Annotated in this window: 11 protein-coding genes and 2 pseudogenes; 3 read left to right on the top strand and 10 right to left on the bottom strand. The window is 45.5% G+C overall.

Going from position 1 to position 16,108, the window contains the following annotated elements; genetic code table 11:
- The first annotated feature begins 76 nt into the window (after window positions 1–76).
- Together ACI2IW_RS10330 and ACI2IW_RS10325 are read left to right on the top strand one after the other, a co-directional pair.
- Window positions 77–388 (top strand): cory-CC-star protein, encoded by a 312-nt coding sequence (locus tag ACI2IW_RS10330; RefSeq protein WP_101205857.1) that lies wholly within the window; start codon window positions 77–79, stop codon window positions 386–388.
- A gap of 73 nt (window positions 389–461) precedes the next feature.
- Window positions 462–1,478, top strand: a complete 1,017-nt coding sequence (locus tag ACI2IW_RS10325) for an ArsA family ATPase (protein ID WP_404693594.1) — start codon at window positions 462–464, stop codon at window positions 1,476–1,478.
- A gap of 25 nt (window positions 1,479–1,503) precedes the next feature.
- On the opposite strand, the gene ACI2IW_RS10320 is transcribed toward ACI2IW_RS10325, so the two are convergent.
- The 3 genes from ACI2IW_RS10320 to ACI2IW_RS10310 all read right to left on the bottom strand — a co-directional run bounded on the left by ACI2IW_RS10320 (window position 1,504) and on the right by ACI2IW_RS10310 (window position 5,972).
- On the bottom strand, window positions 1,504–3,165 hold the full coding sequence (locus tag ACI2IW_RS10320; RefSeq protein ID WP_404693593.1) for a DUF3482 domain-containing protein: 1,662 nt from the start codon (window positions 3,163–3,165) through the stop codon (window positions 1,504–1,506).
- 219 nt (window positions 3,166–3,384) lie between these two features.
- Complete coding sequence (locus ACI2IW_RS10315; RefSeq protein ID WP_404693592.1) at window positions 3,385–4,356, bottom strand: sterol desaturase family protein; 972 nt, start codon at window positions 4,354–4,356, stop codon at window positions 3,385–3,387.
- Between the two features lie 200 nt (window positions 4,357–4,556).
- The gene (locus tag ACI2IW_RS10310; protein WP_290176911.1) at window positions 4,557–5,972 is read right to left on the bottom strand and encodes a DUF2868 domain-containing protein; all 1,416 of its coding nucleotides are present in this window, start codon (window positions 5,970–5,972) and stop codon (window positions 4,557–4,559) included.
- Window positions 5,973–6,130: 158 nt separating this feature from the next.
- On the opposite strand from ACI2IW_RS10310, the gene ACI2IW_RS10305 reads away from it, so the two are divergent.
- Window positions 6,131–6,880 (top strand): SDR family oxidoreductase, encoded by a 750-nt coding sequence (locus ACI2IW_RS10305; protein WP_404693591.1) that lies wholly within the window; start codon window positions 6,131–6,133, stop codon window positions 6,878–6,880.
- 53 nt (window positions 6,881–6,933) lie between these two features.
- Here ACI2IW_RS10305 and ACI2IW_RS10300 read toward each other — a convergent pair.
- The 7 genes and pseudogenes from ACI2IW_RS10300 to acnD all read right to left on the bottom strand — a co-directional run bounded on the left by ACI2IW_RS10300 (window position 6,934) and on the right by acnD (window position 16,018).
- Window positions 6,934–8,460: pseudogene (locus ACI2IW_RS10300) on the bottom strand (bifunctional 2-methylcitrate dehydratase/aconitate hydratase).
- Between the two features lie 143 nt (window positions 8,461–8,603).
- Window positions 8,604–9,230, bottom strand: coding sequence for a GNAT family N-acetyltransferase (locus ACI2IW_RS10295; protein WP_404693605.1), 627 nt, complete (start codon window positions 9,228–9,230; stop codon window positions 8,604–8,606).
- Window positions 9,231–9,301: 71 nt separating this feature from the next.
- Window positions 9,302–11,155, bottom strand: a complete 1,854-nt coding sequence (locus ACI2IW_RS10290) for an ABC transporter ATP-binding protein (protein ID WP_404693590.1) — start codon at window positions 11,153–11,155, stop codon at window positions 9,302–9,304.
- A 38-nt stretch (window positions 11,156–11,193) separates the two neighbouring features.
- Window positions 11,194–12,447 (bottom strand): 2-methylaconitate cis-trans isomerase PrpF, encoded by a 1,254-nt coding sequence (gene prpF, locus ACI2IW_RS10285; RefSeq protein ID WP_404693589.1) that lies wholly within the window; start codon window positions 12,445–12,447, stop codon window positions 11,194–11,196.
- Between the two features lie 80 nt (window positions 12,448–12,527).
- The gene (locus ACI2IW_RS10280; protein ID WP_037025847.1) at window positions 12,528–12,788 is read right to left on the bottom strand and encodes a Txe/YoeB family addiction module toxin; all 261 of its coding nucleotides are present in this window, start codon (window positions 12,786–12,788) and stop codon (window positions 12,528–12,530) included.
- Between the two features lie 119 nt (window positions 12,789–12,907).
- Window positions 12,908–13,156: pseudogene (locus ACI2IW_RS10275) on the bottom strand (type II toxin-antitoxin system Phd/YefM family antitoxin); the annotation flags it as partial.
- Between the two features lie 228 nt (window positions 13,157–13,384).
- Window positions 13,385–16,018, bottom strand: a complete 2,634-nt coding sequence (gene acnD, locus ACI2IW_RS10270; RefSeq protein ID WP_404693604.1) for a Fe/S-dependent 2-methylisocitrate dehydratase AcnD — start codon at window positions 16,016–16,018, stop codon at window positions 13,385–13,387.
- Between the last annotated feature and the right edge of the window lie 90 nt (window positions 16,019–16,108).

Here is a 16,108-nt window from a genome sequence, read left to right as displayed (position 1 = left end):
TAGCAGCAATTGCTGGCGTTTTTTATATCATATAGGCATGATAGATCATAAGAATTAAGTAAAATACGAGCATATTATGGAAAATGAAAACACATCAAATAATATAGTAAACGTTCAACCATTAGAGAACACTCAACCATGGTGGCAACGGTTTAAGAGTGGATTAAATGAATTTTATCATGCGCCTTATCGTCAGACGATGGCACGGGCCGCACGTGATGAAGAAGATTTTTTTATGTTGCTCATGTTTGCCGAGAGCTTGGGTATTGATAATCCCGCCAGCTTTTATACATTAGAATTGCAACCATTATTTTTAGAAAACTTTCATGAATGGCATACACGTATGGGGATGGATAGATGTCCATTTGACCACGTCGGCTGCTGCTAACAGTAGTGGATTGACTATATAAAAAAGTAGCTAAGCATTTATTAGATAATGAGACAAAATACGAGATAATGATATGGCATTACACCCTTTACATGGATTGGTAGAGCAGTTAGAGACACAACCGATTATATTTATCGGCGGCAAAGGCGGTGTAGGGAAGACCACCACTGCAGCAGCCCTAGCCAGCTACTATGCAAGCCAGCAGCAAAAAACCTTAATTGTCTCAACCGATCCAGCACATAGTTTGGGTGATGTATTAAATGTAAGACTCAATAATGATAAAACGGTAATATCACCTTATCTAGATGCGATTGAGTTAAATCCTGATGTGATTGTCGATGAGCACTTCGCTCAAGTCGAAAATACGATTAAAGCTTATGCCAACCCAGATATGATGCCAAAAATTCGTGAGCATCTGAGGCTATCTAAGTCGGCACCTGGCGCTCAAGAAGCCGCGATGCTCGAATCCATGTGTCACCATTTAGTCGAAGCGGCAGATGCTGGGTATGAACACATCATCTTTGATACCGCACCGACAGGTCATACTTTGCGATTATTGGTATTACCAGAAATGATGGGGGCGTGGACGGATGGGCTGCTTGCACAGCAGCGACGACAGGCCAAACTACGTTCGGTGGCGACGCATTTGGACAGTCACAATCAGAAACAGAGCACGGAAAAGAACGACGTGGCCAATCCATTTGCAGTAAAAAAATCAGATCGCTGGGAGCAAGCTGTATCCGTATTAGAAAAGCGCAAGCAATTGTTCCGCCAAGCAGGGTTGCTACTACATGACCGTACACAAACAGCGATTGTGTTGGTGATGACCGCTGATGTCTTGCCATTGGCTGAGACCAAACGCGCTATCGAGCAATTGGAAGATAGTAAGCTCATGCCAGCAGCAATCGTCATCAATCAGTTGATATCAACTGCGCAGTCGGATGAGTTTTGGCGACGCCGTGCTGAGCGTCAGCAGCATTTGCTGCAGGATATCGAACAAAGCTTTACCAAGTACCCGCTGTATCCGATTTACCTGCAACAGACAGATGTACGCGGTACTGATGCATTAAGTGCGTTGTTAAGTGCATAGGGTGCATAGATAGTTCGCTAGTAATTTATGACTCACGCTTATACGACTGTAGTTTACCTGACAGCGACCATGCCATGTCTGTGCGTAATAACTGAGCTTGTTCGGACTTACCGCTGCTAAGCGACGACCATTGTGGTTTACCACGCGCTTTTTTGAGCTCACTTGGTAGTTTATGAGTTGGCCATACCGTAATTGGATTATTGTCTTCATCTGCATGGCTACTGTCGTCAGTTCGCGACGTTCCAAGACTGCTGTTTTCGCCCTTATATAATAACTGAGTGGCATCTGTAGCAGCATGACCACGATGGCGTAATGCAGTAAGTAAGTCTAATGCTCGCGTGGCTAGCAATGTTAACGTTGCAGGATCAATATACAAGCGTTTTACCCCAGTAATCCTATCGGCAATACTGCTGGTATTCGATAGCAGCCCGCCTGCAATACCACCTATAGCGGCACCCAATCCCAGAGTCGTACCTAGGGCTGCTGCATCGATACCTAGTCCTAGAAGCGCACCAGCTGCTGCCCCAGAAGTGGTACGAATACCGTAGCTTTTGAGTAGTTCAGGGTCAAAAGGATCTTGTTGATAGGCTTGTAGTTCAAGCGGCGTTGCAGCGACGGCATTGTCATAAAACTTATAAAGGTTAAGTAAGTTATGCTGCATCGCACGCTCACTTTGCCTGACCGCTTCTTGCATTTGCTGTAGTACAGGCAGTGGGTCGTCATCTTCATTGATCTCGCGCACAAAGGCAGCAACATTCAATAAAAAATCAGCGATGATGATATTGGCCTCATCATACAGCTGAGCCCAGTCTTCCGTTCGACGTTGCATCAGCTGCTCAAGCATCTCAGAGTGGGTGAGCATGGTGGCTAGGTTTTTCCATAGGCGCATCTCATCTTCAAACTCAAACGCGACCGAATCGAAACGCGTTGAAATATGCAGATTGCGTCTTGCCAGCATCGTTTGCCAGTCGTCGATATTAGCATTCTGGCTGTCTGTAAAATTAAAAACAGGCATGACGGGGATAGCAGCCCAAGACAAAATCGATAGCTCGTCTTTATATTTACCCAATACAGGCTCACGAGCATCTACCACGTAAATGGCCATATCACTTGTCAGCAGCTGACGAATGACTTTGGCTTCTTGACTATAATCATAGGGCAAGTCATAGCTGTCTGAACCTTGAGCGACATCCGCCGCCAAAAACTGTTGCAGACGTTCAATACCATCACGGCGACTGGCAGTGTTGTCCTCTAGCCAGTCCATAAGCCCTGAAGCATCTTCCAGACCAGGCGTATCGTATAGTGCTACCAGCACCTCACCAGTTCGACTGTCTGTCAGCTGTGCTTGCTCAACGTGACGCGTGGTCGCAGCTTCGTTTTTGACTTCACCAAAATATACGTCTCGCAATAACGTGCGCAGTATAGAGGTTTTACCCGTATTGGTATGACCAACAACGGCCAATTTGAGCGGTTCACCACTGGCGATGGTTTTCTTTGTTACCCTTGACACTGGTGCTGTCGTTGCTGATGCTTCGGTTGATACAGGTTGATTATCCTGAGTAGCTATTGACTGAGCTACTGTAGATTTTGAGGTGTTGTCTGAAGGAGTGCTTGAGACATCAGGGGTTGGCTCATAAGCCTTGTCTGCAAAGAGACCTGCATGATTATTTTTATTGTCATTATTCATAGTAAAGTCTTATATTTATTGATGGCAAAAACACATAGTAGCCATTTATTGTAAAACAAATCTGACTGGGTATCGGTTCATAAATCGTAGTCCACGCATTTATAATCAGGCTCTAGTCGGTTCAATATAATTTGGATACAAGGAAGGCGAGTGAAAGCACTACAAATAGTAGGCTAAGCGAGACTGACACCGTATCCAATTTATAGAGAATTGACTATATTAGACAGCGCTAGGTGGACGCAGCAGTACCTTTAGCTTTTTCTTTAACCCTTTGGCACGAAAGAACCGCTGCCACATACGGTAAAAGACCCCAAATATCAGGCTAATGATATTATCGTGGCTGGCTTCACCAACGGCACCATATTTGACAGGGTTGTTGACCGTATCCTCTTCTACATAGGTGCCGAACCAGCGATCAAAAATAATGAGAACGCCGCCGTAATTTTGGTCAATATATTCGTTATTGGTGCCATGATGGGCGCGGTGATTGGATGGGGTATCAAAGACATATTCAACCCATTTTGGAAATTTCCCCACGGTTTCGGTATGGATAAAGAATTGATAAATCAAATCTAACGCATAAAAGAAGAATACCCAGACTGGATGAACCCCTAGCATCATCAGCGGAACAAAAAACAACCACCAACCCGTTACAGAGTACAGCAGGCTTTGACGCATGGCGGTGGACAGATTCATATGGTCATCTGAATGATGCACGACATGCGCTGACCAAAACCAATTCATACGGTGTGACGCGCGATGGAACCAATAATAGCTGAACTCAACCGCGACGAATATAGGGATGGCGGTAAGCCATGTCACCTCAATAGTAAATAAGCGATATTGATATAACCATAAGCAGATAGGTATGACGATAAGCGCTTGGACAATCAATTCAAACCCTAAATAAGAGCCGCCTAAGCTAAAATTGGTTATCGCACGGAGCCAACTAAAGCTTTTACTATTGCCGCGCTTGGACTGATAGAGCCATTCTGCCAAAAATAACAAGAAAAATGGACCGCCAGCCAGCGGAAGCAGCCACTCTTGCCAATACGCGGGCATAATGCTCGCCAGCATTGGCTGCCATGACTCTGGCGCAGCCGTTAAGATACTTTGGTTTAACGCCTCTCGGTAACCATCCAATAGTTGACCATACTGATCTAGGGTCATAAGGGAATTGTCTGCTGCCATCTTGGGCTCCTAGCCACTATAAAACATCCTTGTTATCTTAATATGACGTCACAGCTATTAAACTGTTATATCAATAAGTCTTTAAGATTGCCTGAGGTTATAGACCTATAATATTTATTTATTGTATATCATACCAGTCATAATGATAAGTTCATATATGAACAACAGATTGAAAGTAATAGATTAAAAATTAGAATGTATTAAGTATCTATATCAACTAAGCCAATTTTTCGTGCAGAAAGCGCCGTTTGCCACTGTTGATAGCGAACCGCTTGTTTGTCTAATGGCTCATCATCGGTACGAGCGTCAGTCAATTCCGCAGAAACGCTGTTATCTCCCAGCAGTTGTACGATAAGCCCATCTTTTGCGTGAGCAGCGATTTGATCGAGTTTGCGTAGCGTACCGCGGTCGGGCAGTGCATTGCTATGAATGCCAAGTAAAACTTGCACCGGATGCGCATCTAGATAGTTTTTAAGCCGTGTCATATCATCACGATCATCAACGATACCAAAATTCTCAACTTCGCTTGAGTGTTCAAGACTATGTTTGTCAAAATCATGATGGCTGCTATCTAACCCTGACTGCCACCAGTTGTCCTGATCTGCAGGGTATTCAAGCAGCGCAACTAACTTCTTGCCCGCACTGACCGTCGCTTTTGGGGCGATAGGGGCTAGCGCTTCTATAAAGTCATCAGCATCCACCACGTGCCGCTGCCAGAAGTTTAGGATTTTTTGATAATAGGGCTGTTTGATATCCAAACGCATTTTTTTGCGGCGGAACATCAATGCACAGAACGCCCATGCTATCGCTCGAGGTACAATGCCGTACATTAGCAAGCTACCAACTAGTAACCCTGCCCATTGCCTTGCAACAGACAGCGGCATCGCCTCGGTGACAAGCCTGCTCTGTGCGATCGCTGTACTGTCTGGCACACCAAATCCCACCATACTAGGTAGCCAGCCTAATACTTGAGTCAAGCTCACAAGCGCTTGATCAGAGAGTAAGGTTGACTCCCAGCTAAAGCTATACTGACGTACAACCAGCAAAAATATAATCGCAAGCAGCATACCGGTCAAGGTAGCCAGCCACAACTGATGGCTAAATCTACCCAAATACCAACGCATACCGCTGTGCTGCAACTGGCGTTCATACAGATCGACGGCCGCTTTGGTCACATCGTCCTTACCACGTATGAGATAACTTGGACTGACAAAACTGGCAAACCAACTGGGTGATTGCTGATCTCGATTGATAAGGGTCATGACAAGCCAGCCGCCAAGCATAATGGTATGAAAACCAAGTAGACAGACCAACACATAAAAGAAGTTCACAACATTAGACTGCAATAGAGTGAACAATCCCAAAAAACCTGAGATACACCACACCACGCTCATAACAATCATGATGCCCTTTATACGACCATCAATCTTGCCTAGAACACGCGCAAGCGCCCCGTTGCTATCTATACGTGATGCACGTCGATGCAGCTTTTGGATAGGCGTGCCATCCTCGCCCTGTAGTTTTTCCGTGATTAATAACGGGTCAGTGGCAAAAACGTGCTGATCGGTCTCTAAAGCACGTACCAGCTCGGTCAATTGGTCTTGAGGTGATAGCATAAGGCGCTGATATCCGTATAAAAACATCAATATAAAAATAAGATACAACAAAACGTCGGTTTAATCGCTAGCAATTATTGTAGCGTATATTGACTATAGCAAACCCTCATAAAATCAGCCAAAATAAATAAAGACTTATAAACAAGGAAAAGTATCACATGAATGACAAAATTTACCTGATTATCGGTGGTACAGGCGGTATTGGTCAAGCTATGGTCCAACAGCTGGTGCAAGCCAATCACAGCCATAGTGTACAAATATTTGCCACTTATCATCGCACTGAACCGAATGTTGAAACAGAAAATCTGCACTGGCTACCGATGGATATCAGCGATGAGGACAGCATCGAAAAAGCGGCTGATACCATCAAGCAGACAGTCGGTCATATAGATTGGGTCATTAACTGCGTGGGGTTATTGCATACAGATACCGCGCAGCCAGAGAAAGCGCTGCGACAAATGGATACCGAGTTTTTTTTGCAAAATATGCAAATCAATGCGCTAGCAGGATTGCTCATCGCCAAGCACATTAAGCCATTATTCGCCAAAGCTAAACGCAGCGCTGAGAATCCAGCGATTTTTGCGACCATATCAGCCCGTGTTGGCAGTATTACTGACAATCAGCTTGGCGGTTGGTATAGCTATAGAATGAGTAAGGCGGCGCTTAATATGGGCATGAAAAATCTAAGTATCGAATGGGGTAGGTCACTAAAAGACGTCTGCGTGGTTGTCATGCAACCAGGCACTGTTGACACCCAACTCTCCGCACCGTTCCAAGGCAATGTCGCTGAAGGACATCTGTTCTCACCAGCGTATAGCGCGGAGTGCTTATTAGATGTGCTATCAGGTATGACAGTTGCTCAATCAGGCAGCTTTGTCGATTGGGCGGGAGAGCTCATACCTTGGTAGTAGGTATATTCGCTAAATAAGACCATAAAAGATGCGCCGTTAATCAGCCCTAGTTAGTAAGCCATAAATAAATCCATAAACTCATTTACCGGTGTTTGCGTAAGCTTTTCTTGATCGTCAAACAATTCAATGATCTGCTGACAGCGACTTTCGATAAAACGAGTGGCTAGACTGGCGCGGAATTTAGCTTCCAGTACAGGGATGCCCTCAGCGCGGCGGCGTTTATGCCCGATAGGATATTCAACAGCCACTTTTTCTGTACTGCTACCATCTGTAAAAAATACTTGAATGGCGTTGGCAATAGAGCGCTTGCTTGGGTCATGATAGTCTTTTGAATACTGCGCGTTTTCTTCTACAACCATCTTGCTACGTAGCTCATCGATTGACAAATGCTGCTCGTGATAGTCGTCTTCATAGTTCTCTGCCATTAGATCGCCTGTCAGCAGCGGCACAGCCACCATATACTGCAAGCAGTGATCTCTATCTGCTGGATTGGCAAGCGCGCCTTCTTTTGAAATGATGCGAATCGCTGAGTCATGGGTAGTCAGGACGATTTTGTCGATATCGTCAATTCTGTCTTTTACGTGTGGGTGCAAAATGACTGCGGCTTCACAAGCGGTCTGAGCATGAAACTCAGCAGGAAAGCTTATTTTAAATAAGATGTTTTCCATCACATAACTACCAAAATCTCGCTGAAATTTAAAACGACGTTCGCCTTCAGGCTTTGTCGCTAGATCCTTATTGGTATGGCTGAATAGCACATCATAGAATCCCCACTGCGGTGCAGTTAATGCGCCAGGGATACCCATTTCACCGCGCGCCGTTATATCAACCAGACGTACCGCACGACTGGTCGCATCACCTGCCGCCCATGATTTTCGGCTGCCAGCATTGGGTGCATGACGATAGGTGCGCAGTGCCTGACCATCGACGATTGCTTGTGAAATCGCTGCCATGATGCGCTCACGGGGCAGCTGATAAAATTTTGCAACGACGGCGGTTGACGCCAACTTGACCAAGAACACATGATCGAGCCCCACACGATTGAATGAGTTTTCTAGTGCCAGTACACCTTGAATCTCATGCGCCATGATCATGGCTTCAAGCACGGCTCTCATGGTTAATGGTGCTTGTCCTTGGCTGATATTTTTTTGACTAATATAGTCGGCAACCGCTAAGATACCACCCAGATTATCAGAAGGATGGCCCCATTCGGCAGCAAGCTACGTATCGTTATAGTCAAGCCAGCGCACCATACAGCCAATATCAAAAGCGGCTTTGATGGGGTCTAGTCTATAGGAGGTGCCAGGGACGCGAGCGCCATGCGGCGTTATTTGATCAGGGCAATCAGGCCCCAAGTGCTTGGTACACTCAGGGAAGCGCAATGCCAATAGACCACAGCCAAGCGTGTCCATTAGACAGTGGCGCGCGGTATTCCACGCATCAGTAGGGTTTGGGGACTGCTCGTCTATTGAATAGTTGAGAACGTAATCGGCAATTTTTTGAATTTCATCGTCATATTCTGGACGGACGTTACTCTCTACCGTCGCATCATTGATATTTGAATTGGTAGTTGACATGGTTGTTACCTCATCCTGAGTGTACTACTTCCTTGACTGATTATCTCAGCCATCCTTTTAAAGGAATCATCATTTAAAAGTAGCATACTCAATATAGAACAACCAATTTGAATTATGTTAAGAATTAAGACGTTAGCAGCGATCTAAATCATTAAGTACAACAGACCTAAAACAAACAAAGCGGCCATGATAAACAGCAGGAAACTTAAAACTTTAGTCGTGGTTGATGCAGTATCCGTACTCTCTTTTTTGATTTTGTTTTTCTTTGCAACGTATAGCACCATTTTTACATGCTCGATATTGTCCTCGAGATAATGCTCGCCTTCAGGCACAAAACCTAACGACTCGTAAAAACTCAGTAAGTAAACCTGTGCTGAGATGATAATCGGACGCTTTTTACCGTACTTTTTTCGGCACTGTGCAATAGCCTGATTCATCATCTGCCGTGCTAGGCCATCACCTCTATGCTCCGATAGCACAAGCACTCTACCGATGGCAGGCATCGCAGTGTGGTTGGTCTTAATGGTAGGGTCAGCAACCGATAGATTGGATTTTAGCTTATTAAACTCAGGTGGAATGATACGACAATAGCCCACCAATGCTGCATTTTGATGAGCGATTAGGTGCAAGCAATCAAAATCAACTTCATCCATATCTTGATAGGCACAGTTTTGTTCGACGACAAAAACCTGCGAGCGTGCTTTTAGGATATGGTAAAGGTCAACTGAGGTCAGCTCATCAAAGGTTTTGATAGAAAATTCACAATTCATAATGGGCAAGCTTCTGGCAATAGGCGGTAAAATAGGGGCATTATAACGATTTAGGCAGTCATTAACCATTCCTAACCCTTTAGGGTCTGGCTGATTTTGTCTAAATTTAAGCTATCAGACATGGCGCTAAATATCTCAAAGTATTTGCCGCGTTGGGCATAAAGTACCTCATGGGTACCTGTCTCAACCACTTCGCCATTCTCTATGACTACCAGATCATCGGCGTCGATAATCTGAGCAATATTGTGCGAAACCATAATAACGGTACGATCTTTTTTGATCAGATCAAGGCTTTTTTTAACCTGTTGACTGGCGATAGCATCGAGACTGGCGGTCGGCTCGTCCAAAAACACAATCGGCGGATCTTTTAAAAACATCCTTGCCAGCGCGATACGCTGCTGCTGCCCACCTGATAACGACTTGGCAGTACTCTCGTAGCCGTCTGTCAAGGCGACGATTTGTTCATGTATCGAAGCTTTTTTTGCAGCCACGATGATGTCATCTTCGCTAGCATTCATATTGCCATAACGGATATTTTCACTAATCGTACCCGAAAAAATATGATTGCTCTGTAGTACTAGGCCGATGCGCTGACGCAACTCATGGGTATCACAGTCAGCCAAATCATGTCCATCTAGGCAAATCGTGCCAGCGTCTGGGGCATAGAACTTGACCAATAGATTGATAATCGTGCTCTTGCCTGCGCCAGAAAGGCCAACTAACGCGGTGATACGATTAGGCTTGATGGTAAAGCTAACGTTTTTTAGCGCTTGCGTGCCATTAGGATAGGTAAAATCAACGTTTTTAAGCTCGATGTGACCTTTGAGGTTTTCGCTACTGATACCATCGATGTTTTCGACTTGTTTATCGTCTTCTAAAATATCGAAAAAACCTTCGGCATAGGTCAATGCATTATTAATCTGGTCGTAGATGCGGTGTAATTGACGGATAGGGGCGGCGACGTTTTGAAACAGCATGACATGAAACAAAATCATGCCAATGGTCATCTCGCCTTTTAGCACAAAATAAGCGGTGAGAAGGATGATAACCACCACACCAATCTGCTCGATAAAGGTTTTGATGGCATCATAAATAAAGCCAATACTACGAATGCGCAGCTGGTTGTCAGTCATTTCTTTTTGAATGGCTAAGTGCTTATCAGCCTCAATGGACTCACGGACAAAGGATTTCACCACGCTAATTGAATTAATCAAAGAGATCACCAAACCGCTTTTGGCTTCTCGAAACCCACGCATCTGCCGACGAAACCCTTGCAGACGGCGTGCTTGCTTTTGACTGATAAAGAAGTAAATGGGTATGATAATAAGACCGACCATGCCAACCCAAAAATTGGTCGAAAACATGATGATAAGTGCCACAATCGCATTGGCAAATAACGGCAGCATGTCGATAAAGAAGTTTTGCACGAGGCTGGTTAAACTGCTGACCCCATAATCAATACGAGTTTGCAATTTACCACTGTCGTTTTCACTGCTGGTATAAAACGCCATGCGATAGGTAAGGATGCGCTCAATGATTTTTTGGGACAAGTCACGAGATAAGTTGATACGAATTTTTTCACCAAAAAAACGCTGACCAAAAGAGATGAATATCGACAGGATCTCTTTGGTCAGAAGGACCGCGCTAATAATACCTAACATACGCAGACCTGCTTGCCATGGCTCGGCAAGCGTAGCAATTTCGGTTAACGTATCAACGGTATAACGTAGTACAAACGCATTGACCTGCGCGGTAAAGGAGCCTAGGGCGGTCAGCACTAAGGTAGCAATAATAAGCAGGCGATAAGGTTTAGCAAATACCGCCAGTTTTTTTAGAATATCCCACAGCAGCGCCCGCCGTTCTTTTTTCTCGACGGGAGCTTTCTTGTCTAATTGCACACGGCGTGGCTGGGGAGATGTTGGCATAAAACTCTATCGCAAATTAAAATAAGCCGTGTCTACGCTTAAAACGCATCCGCTGGCACAAAAACTTCACCCACCATAATACGCCTTGCTGAGCGGCTCATCGACACTTTTTTGGCTTGCCAGCGTCCATCTACCAGTTCGGTTTTTCCACCGACGAGCAATGTACCTGATGGATGGCCAAAACGTACTTCATCGAACTTCTGACCACCAGCGGCCTCATTTACTAAGGTTCCTTGTGTGGTTGCTGCGGCGGCAATAGCGACTGCTGCTGTACCCATCATGGCATGATGCAATTGCCCCATACTCATGGCACGTACCACTAAATCAATCTCACCTGCATCGACCGACTTACCACTAGAGGCGGTATAGCTCTGTGCTGCATCTACCCAAGCGACTTTAGGAATGTGTTGGCTGGTCTGTGCCTCGCTCACGTCTTTAAATAATCCCATCGCTACGCCGCCTGTGGCACGGATTTTCTCAAGTTTGGCAAGTAGCTCACCATCGCTATTGATGTCGCCTTGTAATTCAGTACCCGTAAAGCCTAAATCTTCTGCTTTCATAAAGATGGTTGGGATACCAGCGCTAATAAAGGTCGCTTTGACGCTATCGGTATTTAAACCGCAGCCTGATACATCGAAATCATCGACCAAATTGCCCGTCGGGAACATGTCGCTGGTGGCATCAACCGGATCGATAAACTCAATTTTGACTTCAGCTGCTGGGAAGGTGACACCGTCTAATTCAAAATCACCTGTCTCTTGAACCTGTACTTTGTCATCTGCATCTTTATAGACTGGCACATGGGCAATGATGGTTTTACCAATATTTTCTTGCCAAATGCGTACTTCACAAATACCGCTATCTGCATTGTCGTCAATGCTGTTAGCAATCTTGTCAGCATCGACTAGACCCATATTAATCGCACAGGCGCCAACGGCCGCAGTTAAGTTGCCACAGTTACCCGCCCAATCAATCATAGGCTTGGCGATATTAACTTGTCCAAACAGATAATTCACATCGTGGTCTGGTCTGTCAGAGGCCGATAAAATTACCGTTTTTGATGTACTAGAGCTACCATTACCTAAACCATCAATCTGCTTACCGTAAGGATCTGGGCTACCGATGACACGTAATAGGAAGTTATCACGTGATTCGCCAGCGACTTGGCAGCGCTCAGGTAAGTCAGACAGTTTAAAGAATGTTCCCTTTGAAGTACCACCGCGCATATAAGTAGCGGGGACAAATAGTTGCGGGGTGAAAGAGGGTGTTGATTTAGAATTGGTTTGGGTCACTGTATTAAGTCCTTTTTATATTGTTATAAGATTGGGTATACTGCCATCAGCAAGTAAACATGCATGATTAAGAGTGCTCGTTAATAATGATAGCGACAAGAGATAATCGTCAGATAGTTATCATCGACGGCATATACCAACCGATTGGCGTCATCGATGCGTCTTGACCAAAATCCAGATAGATTTTCTTTTAGGGGTTCAGGCTTGCCAATGCCTTCAAACGGATTACGCTTACATTCGGTGATGAGTTTGTTAATACGTTTGAGTGTTTTTTTGTCCTGCGTTTGCCAGTACAGGTAGTCTTTCCACGCAGCATCTGTCCATGCTAGTTGTTCACTCATTGTTAGACCCTTTTCCTTTGGATGGATTACAGTCTTTGAGTTCAAGCACTCTCAATATCGCTATCCGTATGCTCATTATTATCGCTGCTACCATCACCTTTATCACTATCTTCTACCGTATCTATTAGCTCACGCGTAACCGTCTTGCCAGCTTTATATTGGGCAATAGAGTCCGCTAAGTGCGCTGCATTGGCAGGAGATTTTAGTAGATAGACGGTTTCCATCAGGCTATTGTAGTAATCAAGTGACATCACAACGGCATCATCAGCGTCACGGCGGGTTACGATAGTGGCATTGGCATCATCGTTTACCGTATCTAGGACAGATTTTAGATGCTTTCTGGCTTCTGAAAAACTAACGACTCTCATGGTTTACTCCTTTCATAATACGCTTCATGATTTGTACAATATATGGTACATATTACGCCATTGGTTAAGCAAACTCAATATTTAGCTGCTATCTAGTACTTAGGAGTAAGTAACAAAACTCAGTGTATAGAACGCAAAAGCAAATAAAAGCCGACGTCATATAAGGTTATACAACATCGGCGACTTTTATACTTTGCTGCTTATCACACTAAAAACTACAGGATAACCTTAGACAATATCCAGCGTACCTTCGATAAACTCTTTAGCAAAGCGTTGTAGCATACCGCCAGCGTTGTACATTTTTACTTCGTCAGCAGTATCTAAGCGGCAGATAATTGGCGTTTCAGTAGTGGTGCCATCAGTACGATGGATTACCAACGTCATCAACCCGCCAGCAGAGACTTCACCTGTGACATCAAAGGTTTCTGAACCACTAATATTTAGCGTATGACGATTGGTGCCTTCTTCGAACTGTAGAGGTAGCGCGCCCATGCCAACTAAGTTTTGACGATGAATACGCTCAAAGTCCTCAGCGACGACTGCTTCTACGCCAGCGAGACGGACACCTTTGGCAGCCCAGTCACGGCTTGAGCCTTGACCATAGCCATCACCTGCGATGATGATAAGCGGCTGCTCACGGTTCATGTAGGTTTCAATCGCTTCCCACATGCGCATGACTTGACCTTCTGGCTCGACGCGCGCCAGTGAGCCTTGGACAACTTCGCCATCTTCATCACGTACCATTTCGTTCAATAGCTTAGGGTTGGCAAAGGTGGCGCGTTGCGCGGTTAAATGGTCGCCACGATGGGTTGCGTATGAGTTATAGTCCTCAGCAGGCAAGCCCATGGTATCGAGGTATTCGCCAGCTGCTGATGAGCCAAGAATGGCGTTTGATGGTGACATATGGTCGGTTGTGATGTTATCACCAAGGATAGCAAGCGGACGTAGGCCCGTCAGTTTATTTTTCTTAGCCATTTTGCCTTCCCAGTACGGCGGACGGCGGATATAAGTGGTCATTTCACGCCAGTCATATAATGGGCTTAGTGCCTTACCTGTGTCTTTTTTGGCTTCATCAAACATTGGGATATATACGGCATTGAATTGCTCAGGCTTAACAGCAGCAGCAACAATGGCATCCACTTCTTCATCATCAAACCAGATGTCTTTTAGATAGACGTCATTGCCGTCTTTGTCTTTGCCCAATGAGTCTTTTTCGATATCAAAGCGGATGTTACCAGCGATGGCATAAGCAATAACCAGTGGCGGCGATGCCAAAAATGCTTGCTTGGCATACGGATGGATACGACCGTCGAAGTTACGGTTACCAGAGAGCACTGCTGTGGTAAATAAATCATTGTCGATGATTTCTTTTTCGATATCAGGGTCTAGCGCACCGCTCATGCCATTACACGTGGTACAAGCGAAGCCGACTACGTCAAAGCCAATTTCTTGCAATTCTGGCATCAGCCCTGCTTCTTCTAGGTACATCTTGACGGTTTTTGAGCCGGGTGCTAGTGAAGATTTCACCCAAGGTTTACGCAATAAGCCCTTGGCATTAGCATTACGGGCGACGAGGCCTGCGGCAACCATATTGCGTGGGTTTGAAGTATTGGTACAGCTGGTAATAGCAGCGATAATAACCGCGCCATCTGGCATGAGACCGTCTTTAGGTTCAGGCAATTTTTCGTCAGCGCCATGAGCGATACCTTTGGCAACCAAGTCCGTAGTCGATACACGGGCATGTGGGCGCGAAGGGCCTGCCATATTACGTACCACTGATGACAAATCAAACTCAAGGACGCGTGCGTATTCGGCTTTTTCCATGCCGTCAGCCCATAAGCCAGTTTGCTTGGCATATTGCTCAACCAATTTAATCTGCTCTTCAGAGCGACCAGTCAAACGCAGATAGTCAGTGGTTTGCTCATCGATATAGAACATCGCGGCAGTGGCACCATATTCAGGCGTCATGTTGGAGATAGAAGCGCGGTCACCGACACTTAGCTGGCGTGCACCGTCACCGAAGAATTCGATATAGGTAGAGACCACACCTGCGTCGCGTAAGAACTCAGTCATCGCCAGTACGAGATCCGTACCAGTGATGCCTTTTTGCAATTTGCCCGTTAATTTGACACCCACATAATCAGGCAGGCGCATATAGGATGGGTTACCCAGCATGACGCTTTCGGCTTCTAGACCGCCAACACCGATCGAGATTACACCTAGTGCATCGACCATCGGCGTGTGGCTATCAGTACCAACCAATGTATCGGCAAACGCGACTTCTTCACCAGCTTTATTGTGCACGACCTGTACGACAGGTGACATTTTTTCTAGATTAATCTGATGCATGATGCCGTTACCCGGCGGTACGACGTTCACATTGTCAAAAGCATACTGACACCAGTTGATAAAGTGAAAACGGTCATCGTTGCGGCGCTCTTCAATCGCACGGTTTTTCTCAAACGCGTCGTCTTCGAAGCCTGCGTGCTCAACGGCCAATGAATGGTCAACGATAAGCTGAGTTGGCACGATAGGGTTTACCTTAGACGGATCACCGCCTTGCTCAGCGATAGCATCACGTAGGCCTGCCAAATCAACAAAGGCCGTCTGTCCCAAGATATCATGACAAACGACGCGGGCAGGGTACCAAGGAAAATCTAGATCTTGCTTGCCTTCGATATGCTGCTTTAGCGCATCGGTCAACTCTTCTGGTGGGCAACGGCGTACTAGGTTTTCGCACAATACTTTTGAGCAAAATGGTAGTTTGTCATACGCGCCAGCTTCGATACTCTCGACGGCTTCGCGGGTGTCAAAGTAATAAAGGTCAGTACCGGGAAGTGGCTTCTTGAATTGTTCGTTCATTGGTTGTACTAGGGCGTTGTCCATAAGTCACCTTTGGCTGTTGGCTAATTATAATAAGTAGTTAAGCGTGGATATTGGGTAAAAATTCAT

It is taken from the genome of Psychrobacter sp. NPDC078501, from assembly GCF_044900935.1.
In the GTDB taxonomy this organism is placed as follows: domain Bacteria; phylum Pseudomonadota; class Gammaproteobacteria; order Pseudomonadales; family Moraxellaceae; genus Psychrobacter.
This window is presented reverse-complemented; position numbering and strand designations above follow the sequence as displayed.

What these genes read in the sequence shown, in the direction of transcription:
- ACI2IW_RS10320 (WP_404693593.1), bottom strand. Translation starts at nt 3,165, where the DNA reads ATGAATAATGACAATAAAAATAATCATGCAGGTCTCTTTGCAGACAAG.
- ACI2IW_RS10310 (WP_290176911.1), bottom strand. Translation starts at nt 5,972, where the DNA reads ATGCTATCACCTCAAGACCAATTGACCGAGCTGGTACGTGCTTTAGAG.
- ACI2IW_RS10290 (WP_404693590.1), bottom strand. Translation starts at nt 11,155, where the DNA reads ATGCCAACATCTCCCCAGCCACGCCGTGTGCAATTAGACAAGAAAGCT.
- acnD (WP_404693604.1), bottom strand. Translation starts at nt 16,018, where the DNA reads ATGAACGAACAATTCAAGAAGCCACTTCCCGGTACTGACCTTTATTAC.
- ACI2IW_RS10280 (WP_037025847.1), bottom strand. Translation starts at nt 12,788, where the DNA reads ATGAGTGAACAACTAGCATGGACAGATGCTGCGTGGAAAGACTACCTG.
- ACI2IW_RS10305 (WP_404693591.1), top strand. Translation starts at nt 6,131, where the DNA reads ATGAATGACAAAATTTACCTGATTATCGGTGGTACAGGCGGTATTGGT.
- ACI2IW_RS10315 (WP_404693592.1), bottom strand. Translation starts at nt 4,356, where the DNA reads ATGGCAGCAGACAATTCCCTTATGACCCTAGATCAGTATGGTCAACTA.
- ACI2IW_RS10295 (WP_404693605.1), bottom strand. Translation starts at nt 9,230, where the DNA reads ATGAATTGTGAATTTTCTATCAAAACCTTTGATGAGCTGACCTCAGTT.
- ACI2IW_RS10330 (WP_101205857.1), top strand. Translation starts at nt 77, where the DNA reads ATGGAAAATGAAAACACATCAAATAATATAGTAAACGTTCAACCATTA.
- ACI2IW_RS10325 (WP_404693594.1), top strand. Translation starts at nt 462, where the DNA reads ATGGCATTACACCCTTTACATGGATTGGTAGAGCAGTTAGAGACACAA.